This is a genomic window from Catenulispora sp. GP43 (assembly GCF_041260665.1).
Taxonomy (GTDB): domain Bacteria; phylum Actinomycetota; class Actinomycetes; order Streptomycetales; family Catenulisporaceae; genus Catenulispora.
The window spans coordinates 33407-52470 of record NZ_JBGCCT010000006.1 but is presented as its reverse complement, the minus strand read 5'-3'; the positions used below and the strand labels follow the sequence as shown (position 1 = coordinate 52470).

Annotated in this window: 14 protein-coding genes; 11 read left to right on the top strand and 3 right to left on the bottom strand. The window is 72.3% G+C overall.

Annotated elements, in window-relative coordinates; all coding sequences use genetic code 11:
• Nucleotides 1-326 precede the first annotated feature (326 nt).
• From ABH926_RS14335 to ABH926_RS14325, 3 genes are all read left to right on the top strand, one after another.
• Nucleotides 327-1415 (top strand): isopenicillin N synthase family dioxygenase, encoded by a 1089-nt coding sequence (locus ABH926_RS14335; RefSeq protein ID WP_370366012.1) that lies wholly within the window; start codon nt 327-329, stop codon nt 1413-1415.
• Nucleotides 1416-1567: 152 nt separating this feature from the next.
• On the top strand, nt 1568-2569 hold the full coding sequence (locus ABH926_RS14330) for an LLM class flavin-dependent oxidoreductase (protein ID WP_370366011.1): 1002 nt from the start codon (nt 1568-1570) through the stop codon (nt 2567-2569).
• Between the two features lie 71 nt (nt 2570-2640).
• Complete coding sequence (locus tag ABH926_RS14325; protein ID WP_370366010.1) at nt 2641-3951, top strand: glycoside hydrolase family 3 N-terminal domain-containing protein; 1311 nt, start codon at nt 2641-2643, stop codon at nt 3949-3951.
• Between the two features lie 36 nt (nt 3952-3987).
• Here ABH926_RS14325 and ABH926_RS14320 read toward each other — a convergent pair whose 3' ends face one another.
• On the bottom strand, nt 3988-5001 hold the full coding sequence (locus tag ABH926_RS14320; RefSeq protein ID WP_370366009.1) for a sigma-70 family RNA polymerase sigma factor: 1014 nt from the start codon (nt 4999-5001) through the stop codon (nt 3988-3990).
• A 170-nt stretch (nt 5002-5171) separates the two neighbouring features.
• Between ABH926_RS14320 and ABH926_RS14315 the strand changes: the two genes are divergently transcribed.
• From ABH926_RS14315 to ABH926_RS14300, 4 genes are all read left to right on the top strand, one after another.
• Nucleotides 5172-5750 carry a dihydrofolate reductase family protein gene (locus ABH926_RS14315; RefSeq protein WP_370366008.1) on the top strand — a complete coding sequence of 193 codons (579 nt, stop codon included), beginning with the start codon at nt 5172-5174 and terminating at the stop codon, nt 5748-5750.
• A gap of 345 nt (nt 5751-6095) precedes the next feature.
• Nucleotides 6096-7385 (top strand): extracellular solute-binding protein, encoded by a 1290-nt coding sequence (locus tag ABH926_RS14310; protein ID WP_370366007.1) that lies wholly within the window; start codon nt 6096-6098, stop codon nt 7383-7385.
• A gap of 9 nt (nt 7386-7394) precedes the next feature.
• On the top strand, nt 7395-8306 hold the full coding sequence (locus ABH926_RS14305) for a carbohydrate ABC transporter permease (RefSeq protein ID WP_370366006.1): 912 nt from the start codon (nt 7395-7397) through the stop codon (nt 8304-8306).
• Nucleotides 8303-9154 carry a carbohydrate ABC transporter permease gene (locus tag ABH926_RS14300; protein WP_370366005.1) on the top strand — a complete coding sequence of 284 codons (852 nt, stop codon included), beginning with the start codon at nt 8303-8305 and terminating at the stop codon, nt 9152-9154. Before ABH926_RS14305 ends, ABH926_RS14300 begins: the two co-directional genes overlap by 4 nt.
• A 37-nt stretch (nt 9155-9191) precedes the next feature.
• Here ABH926_RS14300 and ABH926_RS14295 read toward each other — a convergent pair whose 3' ends face one another.
• The gene (locus ABH926_RS14295; RefSeq protein ID WP_370366004.1) at nt 9192-12395 is read right to left on the bottom strand and encodes a LuxR C-terminal-related transcriptional regulator; all 3204 of its coding nucleotides are present in this window, start codon (nt 12393-12395) and stop codon (nt 9192-9194) included.
• A 419-nt stretch (nt 12396-12814) separates the two neighbouring features.
• Between ABH926_RS14295 and ABH926_RS14290 the strand changes: the two genes are divergently transcribed.
• From ABH926_RS14290 to ABH926_RS14280, 3 genes are read left to right on the top strand one after another with little or no spacing between them, the layout of a single operon-like run.
• Nucleotides 12815-13489, top strand: a complete 675-nt coding sequence (locus tag ABH926_RS14290) for a response regulator transcription factor (RefSeq protein ID WP_194920442.1) — start codon at nt 12815-12817, stop codon at nt 13487-13489.
• Nucleotides 13483-14748: a sensor histidine kinase gene (locus ABH926_RS14285; RefSeq protein WP_370366003.1), complete on the top strand. Its 1266-nt coding sequence runs from the start codon at nt 13483-13485 to the stop codon at nt 14746-14748. The genes ABH926_RS14290 and ABH926_RS14285 overlap by 7 nt, the downstream gene beginning before the upstream one ends.
• A 44-nt stretch (nt 14749-14792) precedes the next feature.
• Nucleotides 14793-15671, top strand: a complete 879-nt coding sequence (locus tag ABH926_RS14280; protein WP_370366002.1) for an acyl-CoA thioester hydrolase/BAAT C-terminal domain-containing protein — start codon at nt 14793-14795, stop codon at nt 15669-15671.
• 101 nt (nt 15672-15772) lie between these two features.
• Here the strand turns inward: ABH926_RS14280 and eccB are convergent, their stop codons facing one another.
• On the bottom strand, nt 15773-17239 hold the full coding sequence (eccB, locus tag ABH926_RS14275) for a type VII secretion protein EccB (RefSeq protein ID WP_370366001.1): 1467 nt from the start codon (nt 17237-17239) through the stop codon (nt 15773-15775).
• Nucleotides 17240-17520: 281 nt separating this feature from the next.
• Here eccB and ABH926_RS14270 point away from each other — a divergent pair, with 281 nt between their 5' ends.
• Nucleotides 17521-18948: a type VII secretion protein EccE gene (locus ABH926_RS14270; protein WP_370366000.1), complete on the top strand. Its 1428-nt coding sequence runs from the start codon at nt 17521-17523 to the stop codon at nt 18946-18948.
• Nucleotides 18949-19064 lie beyond the last annotated feature (116 nt).

Sequence of the window (19064 nt, the reverse complement as noted above, 5' to 3'; positions counted from 1 at the left end):
CATAACGGACATCAACTGTACGATTCGCCGCGCACATAGGAGACGGAGTCCGGCCTCTGCTGGATGCCAGTCAAGAACGTCACGGGCGTTGTGCCGAGACCGACTGGTCCAGGGCCGGCGCGCCGGCGAACAGCGGTCCACGCTGACCGGGGAGCATCTCGCGGAGTACGTCGGGCGCTGAGGAATGAAGGCGGGGCCGCCCGGGTTGATGATCGGCGGTGGCGGCCACGTCACCTGACCAGCTGATTCGCCGAACGGCCCGCTCCGGCGGGGCGTATTACGGTGGAGAGGCAGGTGTCCCGTCCCGACCGACCCGCGGATGCACCATGACGCACCAGACCTCCGCCGACGCCGCCGACCTCGTCGGCCTCGGCCCCGCAAGCCCCGAAACCGCCGACACCGGCACCGACGTCGCCGGCCCGGCCCCCGGCCTGCCGGTGATCGACCTGTCGATGGCCGACGGGTCCGACCAGGATCGGGCCGAGCTGCGCGAGGCACTGCGGGCGGCGGCCACCGGCGTCGGCTTCTTCCAGCTGGTCGGGCACGGCGTCACCGAGACCGAGACCACCGCGCTCACCGACGCGATGCGTTCGTTCTTCGCGCTGCCGCGGGCCGACCGGCTGGCGGTCAGCAACCTCAACTCGCCGCATTTCCGCGGCTACACCAGCACCGGCGAGGAGCACACCGCCGGCGCGCGGGACTGGCGCGACCAGATGGACATCGGGCTGGAGCTGCCGCCGCACGTGCCGGGGGCCGGGGAGCCGGCGTACTGGTGGCTCCAGGGGCCCAACCAGTGGCCGGAGAACCTCCCGCAGCTGCGGGAGGCGACCCTGGCCTGGATCGACAAGCTCAGCGCCGTCTCGCAGCGGCTGCTGCACGAGCTGCTGGCCTCGATCGGGGCGCGCCCGGACTTCTACGACGACGCCTTCGCCGGGCATCCGCACCTGCGGCTGAAGCTGGTCCGGTATCCCGGTGCCGCCCCGGACGGCGCGGCGCAGGGCGTCGGGACGCACAAGGACTACGGCTTCATCACGCTGCTGCTGCAGGACTCGGTCGGCGGGCTGCAGGTGGCGCGGCCGGACGGGTCGTTCCTGGACGTGCCGCCGATGCCGGGGGCCTTCGTGGTGAACCTCGGCGAGCTGCTGGAGGTGGCCACCGACGGGTATCTGAAGGCGACGAGCCACCGGGTGGTCAGTCCGCAGCAGGAGCGGTTCTCGGTGCCGTTCTTCTACAACCCGCGGCTGGACGCGCACATCGAGCCGCTAAAGTTCCCGCACTCGCACCACGCGCCCGGCGCGGACAACGACCCCTCGAATCCGCTCTACGCGGAGTTCGGGCGGAACGAGCTGAAGGGGTATCTGCGGGCGCATCCGGAGGTCACGAAGAAGTTCCACGCGGATCTGGCCGCATCGTAAATCCTGCCGGCTTCGTCACAGACGCCCCTCGGGAATGCCCCTTGTCCCGTGCGCGTTGCCCCTCGTCGCACACCGCAGTTCGCACAGATCGCACAGTTCGCACGGGGCGGAGCACGCCAGCACGTGCCCGGCGCTCCGGGAGACGAGGACCGATGAAGTACTCCCTGCTCGACGTCGCCGCGGTCGCGCCCGGCGAGCATCCGGGCGAGGCGCTGCACGGGGCCGTGCCGCTGGCGCGGGCCGCCGAGCGCGGCGGCTACGAGCGCGTCTGGTACGCCGAGCACCACAACATGCCGGCGATCGCCTCGGCGGCCACGAGCGTGCTGATCGCGCACGTCGCGGCGAACACCGAGCGGATCCGGCTGGGAGCCGGCGGCGTCATGCTGCCGAACCACTCGCCGCTGGTCATCGCCGAGCAGTTCGGGACGCTCGCGGCGCTGCACCCGGACCGGATCGACCTGGGGCTGGGGCGCGCGCCGGGCTCGGACCAGGCGACGATGCGGGCGTTGCGGCGCGGCCCGGAGTCGGCGGACAGCTTCCCGCAGGACGTGCTGGAACTGCAGGGCTTCCTGTCCGGCCAGACCCGGATCCCGGGAGTGCGGGCCACCCCCGGCGACGGCTCGAACGTGCCGCTGTACATCCTGGGCTCCTCGCTGTTCGGCGCGCAGCTGGCCGCCGCGCTGGGGCTGCCGTACGCGTTCGCCTCGCATTTCGCCCCTGACGCGCTGGCCGCGGCCACCGAGCTGTACCGCGCGGAGTACCGGCCGAGCCCGGGGCACCCCGAGCCGTACCTGATCGTGGCGTCGAACCTGATAGCGGCCGGCACCGAGGAGGAGGCCGAGCTCCAGTACCAGGCCGCGCTGCGCTGGCGGGCGAAGCGGTTCCTGGTCCGGCGCGGCAGCGGGGACGCGGAGCTCAGCGACGATGAGCTGGACCAGGTGCTGGCGACCCCTGCCGGGGAGCACGTGAAGGGCATGATGCGGGTCACAGCCGCCGGGACGCCGAAGCAGGCCGCGGACTACATCGAGCGGCTGGCCGAACGCACGGTCGCCGACGAGGTGATCCTGGCCCCGGCCTCCCCGAACCGGGCCGAGCGGATCCGCGCGGTGGAGCTGATGCCGGCGCCGGTGGCGCAGGCTTTGCAGGCGTCCTAGCGCGGGCGCCGACGCACCAAGACGGCCTAGCCGGCTGGCATCTCGCGCCCGCTTTAGCCATGGTGGAGTCCATGGTTGATGCTGGGATGCGGAGCGGACGGCGCAAGAGAACCGGTGGCGCGGCGGCGGTGGCGCTGATCGCCGCGGTGGGGCTGCTGAGCGGCGCGTGCTCCAGCAGCGGGTCGAAGACGGCGGCGAACGGGAGTTCGACGTCGTCCACCACCACGACCACGACCCCGCCGACCACCACCTCCACGCCGCCGTCCACCACCAGCACGACGACGACGCCGAGCACCACGACCACCACCCCGCCGCCGACCACGACGACCCCCAAGCCCCCGGCGACGACCTCGACCACCCCGGCGGCCCCCGCAGGCCTGACCCTCCAGCAGGAGGCGGGCCAGCGGATCATCTACTCCTACCAGGGCCTGACCCCGCCGCAGCACCTGTTCGACCTGATCCGTCAGGGGGATGCGGCGGGCGTCATCTTCTTCGGCGGCAACATCTCCAGCGAGTCGCAGATCGCCGGCGTGATCACCCAGCTCCGCCAGGCCCAGGCCGCCAGCCCGGTCCACCTGCCCCTGCTGCTGATGACCGACCAGGAGGGCGGCATCGTCAAGCGCCTGCCCGGACCGCCCTTCGACTCGGCGAAGCAAGTCGGCGAGAGCGCGAACCCCGTCGCCGCGGCCACCGCCCAGGGCGCCGCGGCCGGCCAGAACATGTCGAGCGTCGGCATGAACCTGAACCTGGCACCGGTCCTGGACGTCTACCGCACCCCCGGCAACTTCCTCGACGCAGCCCAGCGCTCCTTCAGCCAGAACCCGCTCACGGTCTCCCAACTGGGCTCGGCCTTCATCGTGGCCCAGCAGAACACCGGCGTCGCCGCCACCGGCAAGCACTTCCCCGGCCTCGGCTCGGCCCCGAACGGCGCGAACACCGACGAGCGCCCGGTGACCCTGGACGTGTCACTGAACAACCTGCGCACCATCGACGAGCTGCCCTATGTGGCAGCGGTGCAGAACGGCGTGAAGCTGGTGATGATGTCCTGGGCGGTGTACCCGGCCCTCGACCCGAACCACCCCGCCGGCATGTCGTCGGCGGTGGTGCAGAACGAACTGCGCGGCCGCATCGGCTTCAAGGGCGTGACGATCACCGACGCGCTGGAGGCCGGTGCGCTGCAGTCGTTCGGGGGCGCGGGGAACCGAGCTCTGTCGGCGGCCGAGGCGGGGATGGACCTGCTGCTGTGCTCGTCGGGCGACCCGGCACAGGGTGACGCTGCCGCGTCGGCGATCGTCGCCGGGGTGAACAACGGGACGCTGAGCCGGGCCGGGTTCGATGCCGCGGTGGGGCGGGTTGACGCGCTGCGGGGCGGGTTGAAGTAGAAGGGGCCCACCCCCGCCTCGCGTCGACTACGCCCGCTACTCCCGCACCGCCGGAATCGACCGCGGCAGACCGAACCACGGCAACGCCCCACTCTCGAAGCGCGTCAGAGCGCTGATTCCGCCGTCCCTGACTTCGAGTACGAACAAGCCCACTCCGTGGCTGACCTCGCCGCTCCCGCGCAGATAGGCGCCGAACGCCGGCTGTCCGTTGGCGCGCGTGGGCACCAGCTGGTGGCGCCGTCCGGAGTCCAGGATGCTGCTGAGGAAGGCCACCGTGGCCGCGCGTCCCTGGTACTCGAAGGGCATCGGCGGCATTGATGTGAAGACGTCGTCGGTGAGGAGGGCGATCACCGCTTCGATGTCAGCGGCTTCATAAGCGGTGGCGAACTTGGCGGCGAGGGCGTTCTCCTCGGTGGACGCGCTGGTCGCGGTGGGGCGGCGGCGTTCCAGGCCGGCGCGGGCGCGCTTCAGGGCGCTGCTCACCGACTCCGTCGTGGTGTCCAGCATGTCCGCGACCTCAGCGGCGTGGTAGCCGAGGACGTCGCGGAGCAGCAGTACGGCCACCTGGCGGGGTGGCAGTACCTGGAGCGCCGTGACGAATGCCAGCGAGACGGCTTCGCTCTGCTCGTAGCGCGCCTCGGGTCCCGGCGGGGATGCGTCGAGGACTCCTTCGAGCAGGGCGTCGGGGAACGGCTCCAGCCAGAACACTTCTCCGAGCCTGGTCGGTGCCGGCGGCTCGACTCCGGGGACGTTCCACTCCTTGGCGCTGCGGCGGCTGGCTGAGCGGCGTGCGTTCAGGCAGCGGTTGGTGGCGATGCGGTAGAGCCACGTGCGGACCGACGAGCGGCCCTCGAAGCCGGCCAGACCCTGCCATGCGCTGAGCAGTGTGTCCTGGAGCGCGTCCTCGGCGTCCTGGAACGAGCCCAGCATCCGATAGCAGTGCACCTGGAGTTCGCGCCGGTACGGGGCGACCAGTTCGTCGAACGCCGCGCCGTCGCCGGATTCGGCCCGTCGCAGCAGCGCTGTCGGCTCGGTCGTCATCGCACTCATCTCGTCGCCTCCATGATTACGCAAACAGGTATATATCGCACTCGGCGCTTCTCTCGCACATGCAGACACCTGCCGGATCGCGAATTGGGCGCTGCGACGGCGCCCAATCCGCGCCGACCCGCGGTGTCTGCATCGCCGACAGCACAACGGCACCGAGGGAAGGAACCACCATGGGGAAGATCATCGTCAGCACCAACACCTCGCTCGACGGCGTCGTGCAGGACCCGGAGGGCAAGGAGGGCTTCGCACTCGGCGGCTGGTTCGAGCTGTCCGTGCATGACGACCGGGCCGCCTGGGCCGCGGAGTTCGAGAAGGAGGCAATGGCCGCCGAGGCGTTGCTACTGGGACGCACGAGCGACGAGTGGTTCGCTTCGCGCTGGCTCGGCCGCACCGGGACCTGGGCGGACAAGCTGAACACGATGCCCAAGTACGTCGTGTCCGGCACCCTGGAGCAGACCGCGTGGGCCAACGGCACCGTCATCACCGGCGACCTGACCGCCGAAGTCGCCGAGCTCAAGCACGAGATCGACGGCGAGATCCTGGTGTACGCCAGCTTCCAGCTGGTCCACGCACTCATGGAGCAGGGCCTCGTCGACGAGATCCGCTTGATGGTGATGCCGGTCGTGGTGGGCGAGGGCGTGCGCCTGTTCGGCCCGACCGGCGCGGTCCTGCCGCTGCGGCTCATCAGCACTCGAACCGTCGGACAGGGCATCGTCTTCGTCGACTACGAGGTGGTGCGCGAGGCGTAGGAACGCAGGGGACGAATAAAGGGAACGAATAAGGCGCCCGAGATCAAGTCGGCTGCGGAGACCCGGCCGAAGCCGGTCCCAATGCTCTGCCCATTGAGCTACCGCCGCCCGCGAGGGAGACGAGCCGGACTCGAACCGGCAACCCTTGGATCCAGAAGTAACCGCTGCCTGCGCACCGGGCGCCGAGAGCAACAGTAGCCGTACGTCGGCTGTGGCGGCGAACTGATTTCGCCGCCACAGCGAAACAGTACGCAAATCCCGACTGGACACGACTTCGAGCTTTGATTCCCTTGATCCTGGGAAGGGGTTTTGGAACCCCTTACGCCATATTCGGGAGGATCAGCCATGCCGAAGATGCGCACCATCACCGCCGCGGTCGCGGCGCTGGCCTGCACGGCCCTCACCCTGGCGGGGTGCGGCTCGGGGGGCTCCGGCGGCGGCAAGCCGACCAGCGGCCCGATCAAGATCTGGTACTCCAACAACGCCCAGGAAGTCTCCTGGGGCAAGGCGACCGTCGCGTCGTGGAACAAGGCGCATCCGGACCAGCAGGTCAGCGGGGAGGAGATCCCCGCCGGCAGCAGCTCCGAGGAGGTCATCACGGCCGCGATCGCCGCCGGGAACGCGCCGTGCCTGGTGTTCAACGGCTCGCCGTCGGCGATCTCGGGCTGGGTGAAGCAGGGCGGGCTGGTGCCGCTGAACGACTTCCCCGACGGCGTGTCCTACATCGAGGGCCGCAGCGGGGCGACCGTGGCCGCGGAGTACAAGAGCTCTGATGGCAAGTACTACCAGCTGCCGTGGAAGAGCAACCCGGTCATGATCTTCTACAACAAGGACATGTTCAAGGCCGCCGGGCTGGACCCGGACCATCCGGCGCTGGCCACCTACGCCGACTTCGAGGCGGCAGCGCAGAAGCTGGTGGGCTCGGGCGTCGCGCAGTACGCGATCGCACCGGCGCCGACCAACGAGTTCTTCCAGAACTGGTTCGACTACTACCCGCTCTACATCGCCGAGAGCGGCGGGCAGGCGCTGGTGACGAACGGCAAGGCCACCTTCGACGACGCCGCCGGGCAGGCCGTCGCCGACTTCTGGGCCGGCGTCTACGCCAAGAACCAGGCGCCGAAGGAGAAGTACAACGGCGACGCGTTCGCCGACAAGAAGTCCGCGATGGCGATCGTCGGTCCGTGGGCCATCGCGACCTACGCGGGGAAGGTCGACTGGGGCGTGGTGCCGGTGCCGACGTCGGCGGGCATGCCGGCCGACCAGATCCACACCTTCGCCGACTCCAAGACCGTGTCGGTGTTCACCGCCTGCAAGAACCGGCAGACCGCCTGGGACTTCCTGAAGTTCGCCACCGACCAGGACAACGACGGCACGCTGCTGAGCATGACCGGCCAGATGCCGTTGCGCACGGACCTGCCGAGCGTCTACGCGTCCTACTTCAGCGCGCACCCGGAGTACTCGCTGTTCGCGCAGCAGGCGAGCCGCACCGTCGAGGTGCCCAACGTGGCCAACGGCGTGACCATGTGGCAGGACTTCCGCAACAGCTACCTGAAGTCGGTGGTCTTCGGGCAGCAGGCGACCAGCCAGTGGCTGCACGACGCGGCCGGGACCGTCGCGTCCGACATCGGCAAGTAGGCGGGCGCCGTGTCCCGCGCGAAGCCAGGGGGGCCGCGTTCGAAGACCCTCATCGGCCTGTGGCTGGCCGCGCCCTACGCGGTGTACCTGGTGATCGTCTACGCGGTCCCGATCATCCAGGGCATCCGGATCTCAGTGCTCGACTACGTGTACGCCGCGCCCGGCGCGTCGGTGCCGCAGCCGTTCGTGGGCCTGAAGAACTACCGCGAGGCGTGGTCGGACCCGCTGCTGCGCCGCTCGTTCCTGAACATCTTGGAGTTCCTCGTCATCAACGTGCCGCTCACCGTGGTCCTGGGGATGACGCTGGCGGCGGTGCTGGCGAAGCTGACGCGGATGAAGGCGTTCTTCCGCTCGGCGTTCTTCGTGCCCTACGTCACGGCCAGCATCGCCGTCGTCGGGGTCTGGTACTTCCTGTTCAGCCAGAGCGGGCTCGTCAATCACGTGCTCGGCAGTAACGCCCCGAACCCGTCGTGGCTGGTCAACTCGCATCTGGCGATGGTCGTGATCGCACTGGAGGTGACGTGGAAACAGCTCGGCTTCTACGTCCTGCTCTACCTGGCCGGGGTGTTGTTGATCCCTGATTCGCTCTACGAGGCGGCGAGCATCGACGGCGCCGGCGTGGTGCGGCAGTTCCGGGCGATCACGGTCCCGGCGCTGCGCAACATCACCATCCTGGTGACCACGCTGGCGCTGATCGTCGGCGCCAACCTGTTCACCGAGCCCTATCTGCTCACCGGGGGCGGCGGTCCGAACGGCGCGACCATGTCGCCGGCGCTGCTGATCTACCAGGACGGCGTCGAACAGGGAAAGCCTGGCGTCGGTGCGGCCATCGGCATCCTGCTGACGTTGTTCGTGCTGCTGGTGGCCGGGCTCGGTGCCGGCGCGCGCCGGCTGGCCCAGGCTCGGGAGGAGCGGGCATGAGGAACGGTTCGACGGGCAGGGTCCTGCGACGGCTGGCCACCTACGGCTTCGTCACGCTCGGGGCGCTGGCGAGCATCTTCCCGCTGTACTACATGGTGGTCGGGTCGTTGCAGCTTCGGGCCGACGGCGCTTTCAGTGGGCTGATACCCAAGGCTGGGAACATCGGCCTGCAGAACTACCGGGACGTGAACCGGGCGATCTCGCTGCTGCCGTCGCTGGCGAACTCGGCGGTCTTCACCCTCGGCACGGTGGTCCTGACCATCGTGATCGGGCTGCCCGCCGGCTACGCGCTGGCCCGGCTGCGCTTCCCGGGCAAGCCGGCGGTGGCCGGGATGCTGATCCTGGTGCTGGTGCTGCCGTTCCAGGTGATGATGATCCCGCTGTACATCCTCGTGGTGCGCGACTACGGCCTGGCGGACAACTACCTCGGGATGATCCTGCCGTTCGCGGTCAACGCGACCGCGGTGCTGATCTTCCGGCAGTTCTTCGTCTCGCTGCCGGACGAGCTGTTCGACGCCGCGCACATCGACGGCGCCGGCGAGGTGCGGACGCTGCTGTTGGTCGCGGCGCCGCTGACGAAGCCGGCCATCCTCACCGCGTCGGTGATCACGTTCATCGGGCCGTGGAACGAGTTCCTGTGGCCGTTCCTGATCACCAAGAAGCACGCGATGCAGCCGTTGGCGGTGTCGCTCGGCGAGTACGTGTCGACGAACGCGGCCACGGCGGCCAATCCGTACGGCGTGATCCTGGCCGGGGCCTGCGTGCTCGCGGTGCCGGTGATCGCGCTGTTCCTGGTGGCGCAGCGGCACTTCACGTCGGCGGCGTTGGGAAGCGGGGTGAAGGAGTAGCGCGCCGGAGCGGGCCGGGCGGTCCCGACCTGGCGGTTCAGCCCGAGCCGGCGCTGTCAGAGCCCTGAAGCAGGTGGGCCAGCGCGGTGCGCGACGAAACGTTCAACTTGCGGTAGATCCTCGCCAGGTGGGTCTCCACGGTGCGGTGGCTCAGGAACAGCTCGTCGGCGATCGCGCGGCTGCGGCGGCCGGTCGCCACGAGCGCGGCGATCTCCTGTTCGCGGGCCGTCAGCCGGGCCCGGACGTCCGACTGGAGCGGCACCGGTGCCGCCACGGCCGCCGGGGCGGCGGCGACATCGCCCGCACCAGCGGCGACAGGGCCCTGTTTCACACCGGTAATGACGGAGGCTCCGGCGTCCATCTCAGCTGCCGTCTCCGCGGGGGCCGAAGGGCGCGCGGAGCCGGCGGCGAGGAGCCGCTCGCGGACGTCCCCGGCGTCCTGCTCGATGCGCACCGCGCCGTGGACGCGCGCCACTTCCTCGGCGGAATCCAGCCACGCGCCGGCCGCCGCCGGGCCGAGGGCGAGCGCCGCGGAGGCGCTGCCGGCGATCAGGGTCCAGGCGTGCTGCACCGGGCGGTTGGCGCGACGGAAGCCCAGGGCCGCCTGCTCGAACAGCTTCGCGGCGGTGGCGTGGTCGCCAACGGCTGCTTGCAGGGCGGCGCGGGCTCGGACCACGTACCAGCGCTGCACCGACAGGCCCGAGGCCTCGGCGGCCTCCTCGGCGTCGCGCGCCGCCTGGCGGGCCAGCTCGGGGCGGCCGCAGCGCAGGGCGGCCGAGGACAGCATCGACAGCAGCATCGGGCGGTAGGCCGGCTGCAGCTTGCGCAGGTCGGGGCCGCCGCCGCCCTCCAGCAGCGCGTCCACGCAGCCGGCGGCGTCGCCGGTGACGATGCGGACCAGGGCCAGCTGCATCGCCGCCGAGCCGGACCACCAGCCGTTGCCGGGGCGGGCGATGCGGACCGCGTGCTCGGCGGCGGCCACGACAGCCGCCGACTCCTCGCGCGGGCGGGTCCAGATCATGGCGCCCACGCGCAGCGCCTCGGCCATGCTGACGCCGTCGCCGGCGCCGGTGGCCCGGGCCACCTGGCCGGCCTCCTCGGCGCGCTGCTCGGAGCGCCGCAGGTTGCCGGTCTGCTGGTCGATGAAGGCCAGGCCGAGCAGGACGTTGAGTTTCATCTGCTGCGGGCCGCCCTTGCGGGCGATGGTCAGGCAGCGGCGCAGGTGGCGGGCGGCGGCGGTGTAGCCCTCCATGAACATCTCGCCGCAGCCGAGCATGGCCAGCAGTTCGGGGTTGCGCGCGGCGGTGGCGTCGGGCAGGCCGTCGACCAGGCGGGCGCTCTCCACCAGGGCCGGGATCGCGTCGGCGGTCTGGCCGAGGAAGGCGTCGCCGAAGGCGGCCAGGACCCGGACCGCCGCCGCGGCGCGGGCTTCGGGGGCCGAGGGTATATCGATCAAATAGGTGTCAACATCGTGTGACGCACCGAGCTGTCCGGAGGCCGCCGGCACGCTCGCGGCAGCCGTCCGAGCCTGTTCGCGCGCCGCGGCGGCGTCCACGGCGGCACCGGCCGCCGCCTCCGAGGCCGCCTTCACCGCCGCGGCGACCTCCTGCACGACCGGGCGGGCCAGCGCGTAGGTCCCCCGGTACAGGTGCAGCGCGCCGTATTCGAAGGCGAGCTCGGCGGCGCCGGCGGACAGCGGCCGGGGCAGCGCCTCGATCGCGGCGCTGGCCACGGCCGCGGCCTCGTCGTAGCGGCCGAGCTGGCGCTCGGCGGCGATCCGCATCGCGTAGGCGCGCTGGCGCAGCGGGCCGGTGAGCCAGGTGTCGTCGCGCAGCACGTCGTGGGCCAGCGCGCGGGCCTCCTCGAAGCGGCCGGCGGCGGACAGCGCGCGGCAGCACTCCAGCATCAGCGCGTCCCGCTCGGCGCTGGGCCGCTCCCCCACCGGGGTCTGCAGCGCCAGGCGCAGCCAGCGCACTGCGGTCTCCGGCGCGTCGGGCAGGATCTCGCCGGCGCCGCGAGCCAGCAGCGGGGCGGCGGCCGCGGCGTCGGTGCCGACCAGGTGCTCGGCGTGCCGGGCCAGGTCCACCGCACCCGCGCCGCGGGCCTTGAGCAGATCCAGCGCGCGCTGGTGGGCGGCCAGCAGGGTGGGCAGCGAGGCACGCTCGTGGGCGACGTGGCCCAGCAGCGGGTGCCGGAAGGCGAAGCGGGCGCCGGGGGCGACGTGCCGCACCACGTCGGCGCGCACCAGGTCGTCCAGGGCGTCCAGGATGCCGGCCAGGCCGAAGCCGCCGGGCTCTGAGGCATCGGGGGAAGCGGAAGCACCGGGGGGCATGGAAGCACTGGAAGGCATGGAAGCGGGGGGCATGGAAGCACAGATGGCCGCGACGTCCTCGGGCCGGAACGGGCCGCCCAGCACCGCGGCCGCGCCGACCACCGCGGTCTCGGCCGGGGACAGCGCGTCGAGCTCGGCGGCCATCGAGGCGCCCTCGCGCAGCAGCGCGCCGGTGTCCTCGCCGGGACTGTCCGGCCACAGCTCCGGACGCCAGCCGGCGGCGGTCAGCACCCGCAGATATCGGGGGTTGCCGTCGGCGGCGGCGCGGATCTGCTCCAGATAGGCCGGGTCCGGATCGGTGCCGCCGGACCAGGCGGACACCAGCTGCTGCACGGCGGCCAGGTCCAGGGCGTCGAGCTCGACCCGGACCACGGTGCCGGTGCGGGAGCCGTCGTCGAGGGCTTCCAGCAGCACCGAGCCGGTGCGGCGGGGGCAGTGGCCGATGGCCATCAGCAGCGGGCCGGGCACCGGGGTGCGGATCAGCCGGGCCAGCAGCCGGGTGGAGGCCTCGTCGGCGAGGTGGACGTCGTCGAAGACCACGGCGCCGCCGACGCCCACCGGGTCGGCGGCCCATTCGGACAGGCCGGCGCGGATGCGGCGGAAGGCCTCGTCGTCGTCGTGGTCGGCGTCCCGCGGGGCCGGCACGTCGGCCCAGGCGTCCCGGAACAGCTGGCGGGGGATGGTGTTCCCGCGCAGCGCGGTGGACCGCGCGACCCGGGCGCCGTGCCCGGAGGCCAGCTGCGCGAGCCGGCCCAGCAGCCGGGTCTTGCCCATCCCCGGGTCCCCGGCGATCTCCAAGACCGCGCCCCGGCCCGAAGCCAGCGCGGCGACCGCCTCGGTCATGCGCTCGGCTTGGGCTTCCCGCCCGACCAGAGCCTGCCAGGCTTGTGGCGAACCGATGGCAAGCACGCTTACCTCCCCCAAGGTGGTCGACCCCTGACGCTCCGAGGGAACAACAGAGCAGTTTTTACTTCTTACAGGTATTGCGTTGACTGTACCCAGCCCCGGTGACCGAGACCTTTCATTCTGTTTATTTGTCGCTGACGACGCCAGTGGTTGCCCGTTGCAGGTCGGCCGCGCCCTCGCAGGTCGGCCCCGTAGGTAGTGCGTTCGAACCGGGGTAGGTAGCGCCGCGGATGTAAGAGGTAGTAGCGGGTTACGTAGTTTTACCGACGACGCGTCGGACTCAGGGTGATGACACTAGGTCCTGCGCCGGCGTCGGCGTGGTCCTCACAGCGGGCCGACGCCGGCGACGACCCCCCACCGCCTGCGCTTGTGGTCCACACCGCCAGAAGCGAACCGCCCCCGAGCCCCATGAGAGGCGTGCCATGGAAGCCACCCGCGTCCGCCCCGAGCAGGAGTCTTCCCGTATCCCCGTCAGCGTCGTGGAGGATCACCCCCTGTACCGCGACGCGCTCACCCGGCTGTTCGAGGAGGCCGGGGACATGGACGTGGACGTGGTCGCCGGAAGCGTCGGCAAGTTCGTCGCCTGCCGCCCGCGCCGCGACGGCATCGTGGTGCTGGACCTGACGCTGCCCGGCGTCAAGGGCTCGGCGGCGGTGCTGCAGATCAACGGCATGGGCAACCGGGTGCTGGTGGTCTCCGGCGAGGCGGCCAAGTCCGACGTGCTCGGCGCGATCTCGGCCGGCGCCCGCGGGTTCCTGTCCAAGGAGTCCGAGGGCACCGAGATCCTGCGCGCGGTCCGCGAGATAGCCGCCGGCAACAGCTACGTCTCCCCGACGCTGGCCTCGATCGTGCTGACCACCGAGCAGAACCGGCAGGCCGGTCCGCGCCTGGAGCTGTCCGGCCAGGAGAAGCAGGTGCTGCGGCTGGTCGCGGCCGGCGAGCGGGACCGGGACATCGCGATGGCGATGGGGATCAGCGTGCGGACCGTGCGCTCGTACCTGGACCGGATCCGGGACAAGATCGGCGCGCGCCGCCGGGCCGACATGACGCGGGCCGCGATCGAGCTCGGCGTGCTCGCCGAGTCGGCGGCGTGCTGAGGGTCGCGCAGGCGGCGGGGAGGTTTGCGGGACGTGCGGGGGTCGGCGCGGCGCGGGCCCCGGGCGCGGCGCGGGGAAGCGACGCGGATCCTCCGGCGGAGCGCGCACGGATCTGGGATCTGGCGGCGCGCGGCTGGACGGACGCCGACGGCGTCGAGTATGTAGTCGCCCTCCCGCTCGCGTTCCAGATCGGGGTGCTGCCCGCCGCCGCGCTGGTGTACCTGGCCGGCGCCGGGGCCTCGGGCAGCGGGCCGGTGCTGGCGCTGTGCGCGGTCCTGGCCGCCGCGACGGCCGCGCTCGGGTTCGGCGCGGCGCGGGCGGTCCCGACCCGGACGCTGCTCGTGGCGGACACGGTGTTGGCGGTCGCCGGGAATCTGGCGATGAGCACCGTCTCGGAACCCTCGGCGCGTGCGGTCGAGGTGTCGTGGCAGTACTTCGCGGGATGCGTCGCCTTGTGGACGCTGGTGCGGGGCGTCGTGGCCGGACTGGGCGCGGCGGTACTCGGGGTCGCGGTGCGGCTGGCGATGATCCTCGGCGCGGACGCGGTGCGGACGCACGGCCTGGTCGCGGTGACCGCGGTCTTCCTGGGCGACGTCACGGTCCTGCTGCTGGCGGTGTTGATGGCGGCCGGGGTCCTGGCGGTGCTGCACCGGGACGCGGAGCGGCTGCGGACCGGGGTGCGGCGGTCGCTGCACGACACGGTGCTGCAGACCCTCGAGGCGATCGCGCTGACGCTGCCGGGCGACGCGGACAACGCGGCCCGGCGGCTGCGGGAGGTGCGCGCGGTCGCGCACGCCGAGGCGGTCGCGCTGCGGCGGGAGCTGTCGCGGCGCTCGGCGGCGCGGGCGATGCCGGGCGTGGTCGAGGGACTGGTCGGGCTCGGGGCCGAGCTGGCGCGCGACGGGCTGCGGATGCGCCTGGACGCGGCCGAGGGCGTGGACGGCGACGACGGGCTGACGCCGCAGCGGCGGGCCGCGCTGCTGGCGGCGGCGCGGGAGGCGCTACGCAATGTGCTGAAGCACTCGGGAGTCAGCGAGGCGCTGGTGCGGGTGTGGGACGAGCCGGACGGGCTGACGCTGGTGGTGCGCGACTTCGGGAACGGGTTCGATCCGGCGGCGCACCGGCCGGGGTTCGGGCTGAGCGAGTCGATCGCCGCTCGGATGGCCGAGGTCGGCGGGCATGCGGGGGTGGGGTCTCGGGTGGGGAACGGGACGTCGGTGACGTTGTGGGTGCCGGTCGAGGGTGACGAGGTGGCCTGAGGGCTGTCCCGGCGGCTGTCCGGGCGGCTCGGTAGGGTTCGATCATGGTGACTTTCGGGGTGAACGTCGTCAACGTCGTCGAGCGAGAGTTGTCGGAGCCCTGGGAAGGCGTGCTCTGCGAACCGGAGGGCGGGAGCGAAGCCGGGGTCGTGGTCGTGTCCGGCTCCAGTGGCCGGGTGCTGCGCGAGCGGGCCCGAATCCTCGCCGAGCAGGGGCTGACGGCGCTGGCGATCAGGTGGTTCGGCGGTCCGGGGCAGCGCTCGGGAATCTGGGAGCTGCCGTTGGAGACGTTCACGGAGGCGGTCGACTTCCTGTCCGCACGCGGAGCAGCCCGCAGGATCGGCATCGTCGGAACGTCCAAGGGCGCGGAGGCCGCGATGCTGACGGCGATCCGCGACCCGCGGGTCGACGCGGTGGTCGCGATCTCACCGACCGCGCAGGTGTGGGGGAACGTCGGACCCGGTCCGGACGGGGAGCGCACGCCGTACCACTCGTCGTGGACGTGGGGCGGCGAGCCGCTGCCCTTCGTGCCCTACGACGACGCCTGGTGGGACACGGCACCGCCGAGGCCCCGGGCCGTCCGCGGACTCTACGAGCTGAGCGAGAAGACCTTCGCCGACCAGATCGCGCCGGCCGCGATCCCGGTCGAGCAGGCACGCGCGGAGCTGCTGCTGGTGGCCGGTGGCGAGGACCGGATGTGGCCGTCGATGACGTACGCGCTGCGCCTGGCCGAACGGCGGCGGGCGGCAGGCCGCACGGTGCGGCTGATCAGCCACGGCGATGCCGGGCACCGGGTGCTGTTCCCGGGCGAGGCGGGGCATGCGGCCTCGGAGGAGTTCGACTACGGCGGCAGCGAGGAGGCCGACCGGCGGCTCGGTGCGCAGGCATGGCCTTTGGTGGTGGGGGCGCTGCGGGGGGATTGAGGGTTCGCGCGGTCGGTGATCGGGGATCGGGGATCGGGGATCGGGTGATCAGGCTTCTGGCAGCGGCCGGGGCCTGGGCCTGACTGTCGCGCCCCTCACCCTCAGTTCCCCACCACCACCGCCTTCTGCGCGTCCGCCTCGTCCAGCCCCGGCCCGGTCGGCAGCATCGCCAGCGCCGTCGTCGGCAGCGTCGTGGGCCCGTTGTTCCCGTAGCCGAGGGCGGCGCGGGCCTGGCCGTCGGTGAGCGGGTACTTCGTGCCGGCGTCGGTGATGAGGTAGACCGGCGCGTTCTGCTGGGTGCCGTCGGGCTGGGTGGTGGTGTCGGTGTGGATCGTCGCCAGCGCGGCGGTGCCCGGGGGCAGGTAGATCTCGTCGGCGACGGCGCCGCCCTGGGGCGCGCCGGTGGGCACCGTGCGGGCTCCTTGGGGCAGCGGGAAGGCGAGGCTCACCGCTATCTGCGCCGGGGCGGTGCCGTCGCCGGTGGCGCAGACCACCGTGCTGCCGCCGAGGCCGGCGACCGGGGTGGGGACGCCTGCCGGGTAGCCCTTCGTGTCGTCGCCGGCCGGGGTGGAGGGGACGGCGGTGGCGTCGGACACCGAGACCGCGCGGGGCTGCTGCGGTCCGTCGGTGTAGGCGGCGGCATTGGCGTTGTCGGCCACGATCAGGGCCGCCTCGATCTGCGGGATCGGTTCCAGGCCGCCCGCCTGGACCAGGTAGTACAGCGTCTTGTCGGTCACCGTGTTGTTGACCGTCAGGACCTCGCCGACCTTGCGCTTCGTGCCGCCCACGCGCGGGCCGGCGCTGCCCACGCCCGGCACCGTCACCAGGGCCAGGTCGCGGCCGGAGGGCAGGGTGTTGAGCCAGCTCGCCGCGGCCGGGAGGATCGTCGCGGTCTGGTAGCCCAGGGCGGTCATCACCGAGTCGTCGGCGAGCTTGTACTTCAGGCCGCCGGTGATCAGGTAGCGCTCGCCCTTCGGGGTCTGGACCAGCAGGGCCCTGCCGTCGGGCAGCGGCACCATGCCGGTCAGGGCCGAGGTGGCGCCGCCGGCGTTCGCCAGCAGGAGCGCGCCGACCGGGCCGGTCACCTTCGGGATGTCCGAGGTGGCGCGGGAACAGGCCACGGGGTCCGGGGCGGGGATGACGTTCGCCGCGTCCGGGAGCATGTCGGGGGCGTTGGCTATGCCCAGCGTCGCGCCGCGCGGGGCGTCGCGCAGCAGGGCGGTGGTGACGGTGACGGTCTTGGTGCCGTTGGCCAGCAGGCGGGCCGAGGCCAGGTTCGTCACCGGGTGCAGGACGCCGCTGTTGTCCAGGACGTAGCGGCCGCCGCCGTCGGAGTCCACGATCACCAGCCCGGTGTGCTGCCAGTCCGGGGGCGGGCTCGGGGCCATCATGCCGCTGATGCCGAAGCCGGCGGCGGTCAGCATCGTGGCCACCGTGCCCAGGACCGTGCCCATCACCAGCCGGCGGTGCGGCGAGGTCGGGTGGTTGGGGTCGGAGGTGACCAGGGCGGACACCAGCCGCCGTCGGAGGAACTGGTACGCCTGGATCTGGTCCCGCTCAGTCCACACTTCGCGCGCCCCGGTATTTCTCGTGATCGGCAATCGGCCGGCCCGCGGCGGCGATTTCCGCCTTTTCCGAGGGCGGGAGCGCTGTACGAACCGGAGCCAGTATACGTATGATAAGCGGGCGCCAAAAGGATATGCGGGGGCCGGTTCGCGTCGATTTCCCGACGGCGGTGACGGTAGGCGCGGCGGCGCATTGTCGTCGTTCCCGACGCTCATTGGGCCGGGTCGCGAAGCGACTCCTTAACGGGTGGTGGTGGGAGACGGGTGGGAATATGGTGTCCGCGATGAGCAGTCACGCCGCGCCGGCGGCCGAGATGCTGGCTCCCCCTGCCCCGACGCCGATCGAGCGGACGGCGGCCCCCGACACGGCGGCCGCGGTGCCGCGCGGCTCGGCGGCCCTGGACTGGATCGCCCCGGTGCGCGGCTGGCAGACGGTGGCCTGGGAAGCGGCCGCGCTGGCCGCCGTCGCCGGCTACGGCCACTCCGCGACCACCGAGGGCATCGCCTACGCCGGCGCGGGCGCGCTGGTCGGCATGACCTCGGTGCGCTTCCGCGGCCGGCACCTGGCGCAGTGGGCCGACACCCAGGGCCGCTACCGCTACCGCCGGATGAGCACGCGCCGCAAGGGCAACGGCTCCGGCGGCGTCGCCGAGCCGCTCGCCGCCCTGCTGCCGGACCTGGGCCTGGGCGAGTATGTCGACCGGGCCGGCAACCGGGTCGGCCTGGCCGCCGACGACGGCGGCTGGGTCGCGGCGGTGCGGCTGCGCACGACTGCCGAACCGCAGATCGGCGCCCTGATGGAGGTGCTGCGCGAGGCTTATGCGGGCACGACGATCCCGCTGGCCAGCGCGCAGCTCGTGGTCTGGACGGCGGCGCCGCCGGAGGCCCCGCCCCAGCAGCAGAGCCCTGACCCTCACCAGGGCCGGCAGCTCTATCTGGCCTCGCAGGACCTGTCGGAGACCGGGAGTCTGCGGACGATGCCCTCGCCGGACCTGTCCGAGACCCAGAGCCTGCGCACCATGCCCTCCCCCGACCTGTCCGAGACCGTGACCATGCAGGCGATCACCGACTACCCGAGGCCGGGACAGGCACAAGGACAGGGACAGGGACAGGGGCCGGTGCCAGGGCAAGGTCAGCCAGGCTCCCCCTCGGCACCCCAATCCCAGCCCCAGCCACAGCACCTCGCCCCCATGCGCGTGACCTGGCTCGCCCTGCGCTACCGCCCCCGTCAGGCCCCGTACGCGGCCCTGGCCCGCGGCGGCGGCGAACTCGGCTCGGCGCGTGCCGTGGCCAGCGCGGCCCTGGGCCTGGTGTCCCGCCTGGACGAGGCCGGCTACGGCGCCGACGCGCTGGACCAGGCCGAGCTCGGCCAGGAGCTGATGGTCGCGATGCACGGCGCCGATCCGGCCCCGCCGGCCCTGCAGGAGACCTGGCGCGACTGGTCGGCGGGCGCCCTGCGGCAGATCTGCTACGAGCCGCACCGCGCGCTGGACCCGGCCGTGCTGCTCGGCCGCTGGACCCCGGGCGCGGCGTTCACCTGCGCGTCCTACACCCTGAGCCGCACCGCGCGGGGCCGGATCCGCGGGGAGGCCGCGCTGCGCATCGCCGGCGTCGACGCCGAGAGCCTGCGGCCGCCGTTCCCGGCGATCCGCGCCAACGGCCGCCAGCAGGAGTTCGTGCTGCGGACGATGCCGCTGGCGGTCCACCGCTGAGGCAGAAGCATCGGGCCCTGACCAGGATGGTGTCGTCCTGGTCAGGGCCCGAATCGGCGGCCGGTCCGCCCGAATGGCCCGGCCGCCGACCCCGTCGATCAGGCTTATGCGATCGA

What these genes read in the sequence shown, in the direction of transcription:
- ABH926_RS14335 (WP_370366012.1), top strand. Translation starts at nt 327, where the DNA reads ATGACGCACCAGACCTCCGCCGACGCCGCCGACCTCGTCGGCCTCGGC.
- ABH926_RS14330 (WP_370366011.1), top strand. Translation starts at nt 1,568, where the DNA reads ATGAAGTACTCCCTGCTCGACGTCGCCGCGGTCGCGCCCGGCGAGCAT.
- ABH926_RS14325 (WP_370366010.1), top strand. Translation starts at nt 2,641, where the DNA reads ATGGTTGATGCTGGGATGCGGAGCGGACGGCGCAAGAGAACCGGTGGC.
- ABH926_RS14320 (WP_370366009.1), bottom strand. Translation starts at nt 5,001, where the DNA reads ATGAGTGCGATGACGACCGAGCCGACAGCGCTGCTGCGACGGGCCGAA.
- ABH926_RS14315 (WP_370366008.1), top strand. Translation starts at nt 5,172, where the DNA reads ATGGGGAAGATCATCGTCAGCACCAACACCTCGCTCGACGGCGTCGTG.
- ABH926_RS14310 (WP_370366007.1), top strand. Translation starts at nt 6,096, where the DNA reads ATGCCGAAGATGCGCACCATCACCGCCGCGGTCGCGGCGCTGGCCTGC.
- ABH926_RS14300 (WP_370366005.1), top strand. Translation starts at nt 8,303, where the DNA reads ATGAGGAACGGTTCGACGGGCAGGGTCCTGCGACGGCTGGCCACCTAC.
- ABH926_RS14290 (WP_194920442.1), top strand. Translation starts at nt 12,815, where the DNA reads ATGGAAGCCACCCGCGTCCGCCCCGAGCAGGAGTCTTCCCGTATCCCC.
- ABH926_RS14280 (WP_370366002.1), top strand. Translation starts at nt 14,793, where the DNA reads ATGGTGACTTTCGGGGTGAACGTCGTCAACGTCGTCGAGCGAGAGTTG.
- ABH926_RS14270 (WP_370366000.1), top strand. Translation starts at nt 17,521, where the DNA reads ATGAGCAGTCACGCCGCGCCGGCGGCCGAGATGCTGGCTCCCCCTGCC.